This is a genomic window from Methylobacterium sp. CCH5-D2 (genome assembly GCF_001556475.1).
Classification (GTDB): domain Bacteria; phylum Pseudomonadota; class Alphaproteobacteria; order Rhizobiales; family Beijerinckiaceae; genus Methylobacterium; species Methylobacterium hispanicum.
Genome location: NZ_LSIX01000499.1, coordinates 1 through 3,774, shown reverse-complemented (window position 1 = coordinate 3,774; position 3,774 = coordinate 1). Strand labels below are relative to the sequence as shown.

Annotated in this window: 4 protein-coding genes; 3 read left to right on the top strand and 1 reads right to left on the bottom strand. The window is 73.9% G+C overall.

The features are described 5' to 3' along the window. The first annotated feature begins 604 nt into the window (after positions 1 to 604). Positions 605 to 1,108, top strand: coding sequence for a DUF892 family protein (locus AX737_RS34360; protein WP_066921851.1), 504 nt, complete (start codon positions 605 to 607; stop codon positions 1,106 to 1,108). A 115-nt stretch (positions 1,109 to 1,223) separates the two neighbouring features. Here the strand turns inward: AX737_RS34360 and AX737_RS12755 are convergent, their stop codons facing one another. Beyond that, on the bottom strand, positions 1,224 to 2,477 hold the full coding sequence (locus AX737_RS12755; RefSeq protein WP_238230006.1) for a D-serine ammonia-lyase: 1,254 nt from the start codon (positions 2,475 to 2,477) through the stop codon (positions 1,224 to 1,226). 214 nt (positions 2,478 to 2,691) lie between these two features. On the opposite strand from AX737_RS12755, the gene AX737_RS12750 reads away from it, so the two are divergent. Together AX737_RS12750 and AX737_RS12745 are read left to right on the top strand one after the other, a co-directional pair. Next, positions 2,692 to 3,153, top strand: coding sequence for a (2Fe-2S)-binding protein (locus tag AX737_RS12750; RefSeq protein WP_066921847.1), 462 nt, complete (start codon positions 2,692 to 2,694; stop codon positions 3,151 to 3,153). An 11-nt stretch (positions 3,154 to 3,164) separates the two neighbouring features. Continuing rightward, a partial coding sequence (locus tag AX737_RS12745) for a molybdopterin cofactor-binding domain-containing protein (RefSeq protein WP_156453681.1) occupies positions 3,165 to 3,774 on the top strand: 610 nt, incomplete at its 3' end.

Sequence of the window (3,774 nt, the reverse complement as noted above, 5' to 3'; positions counted from 1 at the left end):
CCCGCCGTAGCGGCCCCGATAGCCCCCCGCTACCGCGCCGCGGTAGCCGTGGATGCCGCCGCCCCGGACGCCGCCGGCGCGGAAGCCTGTCCCGCCATAGAAGCCGCGCGCTTCGGCCATCGCGCCGCCCACGAGCAGGGCGGCGCAGGCCAAAGACGCGATCCGCAATGTTCTCATGAGGGTGTCTCCGGGCTGGAAGAGGAGGACCTGCCGACGGGACCAGGACCGCGTCCCGAGCGAGGCGCGAGGCCGCCTGCCCTCTCGGAGGTCCCCTGCCCGCTCGCAAGCCGTCGGCCGCACGGTAGCGCCGAGCTGCCGACCCCGCTTGATCCGGGGGGACGCGCGGCCCGGTCGCGGGGCGCACGGCCCCCGCCGCGGCCGATGTCTCGCCCGATCAAGCAGAGGATCGTCCCGGACGCATAATCCACCCTCCGCTTCGCTGCGGCATCGATCGCGGCGTCACGGTGTGCGGCGCAGTCCGCGCATCGCGGCGGCCGACGGCAGGCCGCCTCCGGTCCGGCCAGGGAACGGGCCGAGGGCGCGAAGCGGTCTCGGCATTCGAGGGATGCCTTCGTCCGAAACGACACAGCGTGAGGAGACGGCCATGCCGGTCAAGACACCGAGGGAGCTTTTCGTGCGCATGCTGAGCGATGCGCGGCATCACGCGGAACGCGCGACGAAGATCTACGAGGAGCTGGGCCAGGTCGCGCACGACCCGGCCATCCAGGAGGCCCTGCAGTCCCGCGCCTTCATCCAGGACAAGACGATCAAGTCGCTCGACCGCTGCTTCGAGCTGATCGGCGAGAAGCCGCTCACGGTCAACGGGCGGTTGCAGGAAGTCTTCCTCGAGGATTTCCGGCGCGAGCTGGCCGAGATCCAGGCCCCGGCGGCCAAGGCCCTGTTCATCCTGGTCAAGGCGAACCACCTGATGCACCTGCGCATCGCCGAATACGTGGCCCTCGTGGCCATGGCCGACGTGAGCGGCCATTTCGGCGTCGGCGTCCTCTTGGAAAGCTGCCTCGCGGACAAGCTGGCCTTCACCGAACGGACCCGCCGCCTGATCCGGCGCACGATCGAGAGCAAGCACGCCGTCAAGCTCGCCGCCTGACCACGCCGTGCCGCGGATCCGGGGTGGCGGCGGGCGCCCGGGCGGCGCCCGCCGCGCGTCAGCCGCGCGCCAGCGCGTCAGCCGCGCGCCAGCGCGTTAGCCGCGCGCCAGCGCGTTAGCCGCGCGCCAGCGCGGCCGCGAACTCGGCGTCCGGCAGGTGGGCGCCGCCCGTCGTCCAGACCACGTGCGTGGCGCGGGTCCGGTCCCTTCCGTCCGCCTCGGCGACGAACGGGCCGACGGCGGCGAAGCCCGCGGCCGCGGAGGGTTCGAGGCGCAGCCCCGCCCGGTCCCAGAGATCCTTCACCCAGGCGAAGAGCGCGTCGTCGGTCACCGTCACGATCGCCTCGACGAGCGCGCCGACGGTCCGCGCCACCAGCATGGAGGCGCCCGCCACGGCCAGGCCGTCGGCCGCGGTGCGGTTGTCGAGGCCGACGTCGTAGACGCTGACGGGCCGCTCGAGCCCTGCGGCGAGCTGCACCAGCATGCAGGGCGCGGCCACCGGCTCGACGAAGACCGGCCGCACCGCGTCGCCGAACAGGAGTTTCAGCCCGAAGGCCACGCCGCCCGGCGCCCCGCCCACGCCGCAGGGCAGGTAGACGAACAGGGGATGCTCAGCATCGACCGCGATCCCGGCCTGCCCGAGCTGGCGCGCCAGGTCGCGCGCCGCCGCGGCGTAGCCGAGGAACAGGGCGAGAGAGTTCTCGTCATCGACGAAATGCGCGTCGTTGCGGTCGCGGAAGGCGCTCCGCGCCGCCGAGACCGCGCGGCCGTAATCGCCCGCATGCTCGACGACCCGCGCGCCGAGCGCGCGCAGGCGCCGCTTCTTCCACGCCTTCGCGTCGTGCGACATGTGCACCTCGACCGCGAAGCCAAGCGCCCGCGCCGCCACGCCGACGCTGAAGCCGAGGTTGCCCGTGCTGCCGACCGCGACGGTGTGCCGGGCGAAGAGGTCGCGGAAGGGGCCCGTGGCGAAGGCCGCGTAGGACGCCCCATCCGTCAGCAGACCCGCCTCTTCGGCGAGCCGCTCGGCGTAGGCCAGCACCTCGTAGACGCCCCCGCGCGCCTTGATGCAGCCGGTGACCGGCAGGTCGTGGTCCGCCTTGACCCAGACCGTGCCCGGCGCGCCGCCGAGCACGCGGGCGGCGACATCGGGCGCGAGCGGCGCGAGGGCCGAATCGATCCGCCCGTCCGCGAGCCCCGCGAAGAGCCGGGCGAGCAGCGGCGCGAAGCGGTGCCAGCGCGCCTCCGCGTCCCGCAGGTCGGCCTCGGTGAGGGCGAGGCCGGGCAGGACCGCCGCGCTGGGGCGCCGGTGCGGGTTGAGCCAGACGGTCGGCTCCGCCCGCAGGACGGCGGCCGGCAGCGCGTGCATGGGCGGGCGCGTCTCCATCGTTCCGGAACCCTTCACCCCATCCTCGCAGCTCGGCCGTGCCTCGGGCGGACGTTCGTGCGCGCGAGTGCCCCCGCCCCGCGGAGCATCGGCCTCTGCGCGGATGTGCCCCGCGATCGCCCGGTGTCGCCCCTTGAGATGCGGCCTCGTGTGGCGATACGGTATACATTACGCCTGTTCCAGAGAGAGGGGTTCGATGGCGCGTCTCACCGTCAACGGCGTCGTGCGCGAGGTCGATGCCGAGCCCGACACCCCGCTCCTCTGGGTGATCCGCGAGCAGATCGGGCTGACCGGCACCAAATACGGCTGCGGCATCGCCCAGTGCGGCGCCTGCACGGTGCACGTCGACGGCGCGGCGGTGCGGGCCTGCTCGCTGCCGCTCTCGGCCATCGAGACGGGGCAGAAGATCGTGACGATCGAGGGGCTCGCGCCGGGGATGGACCATCCGGTCCAGCAGGCCTGGGCCGAACTCGACGTGCCGCAATGCGGCTTCTGCCAGCCCGGGATGATCATGGCCTCGGCGGCCTTGCTGGCGCAGACCCCGCGCCCGAGCGAGGAGCAGATCCGGGCCGAGATCACCAACATCTGCCGCTGCGGCACCTACAACCGCGTGCTCGCGGGCATCAAGCTCGCCGCCGAGCGCGGCCAGTCCGGCTGAGGGGAGAAGCGATGCGCATCGACCGGAAGGCCCCTTCGCGGGCCCCCCGCCCCTCCCGCCGCGCCCTGCTGGCCGGCGCCGGGATCTTCAGCCTCGGCTTCCACATCCCGTTCCTGGCGCGGGCCGCGACCCGCGACGGGGCGCCCGCCGCGCCGGAGGTGAACGCCTGGGTGGTGGTCAAGCCCGACGAGACGGTGGTGATCCGCGTCGCCCGCTCGGAGATGGGCCAGGGCACGCTCACCGGCCTCGCCCAGCTCGTCGCCGAGGAGCTCGACTGCGACTGGGCCCGCGTCACCACCGAGTATCCGAGCCCGGGCCAGAACCTCGCGCGCAAGCGCGTCTGGGGCGACTACTCGACCGGCGGCAGCCGCGGCATCCGCGATTCGCACGAGTACGTGCGCAAGGGGGGCGCCGCCGCCCGCGCCATGCTGGTGGCGGCCGCGGCGAAAGGCTGGGGCGTCCCGGCCGCCGAGTGCCGCACGGAGCGGGGCACGATCACGCATGCCGCCTCCGGCCGCAGCACCACCTACGGCGCGGTGGCGGGCGAGGCCGCGACGATCGAGCCGCCGAAGGACGTGGCGCTGAAGGACCCGCGGGACTGGACCATCGCGGGCAAGCCGC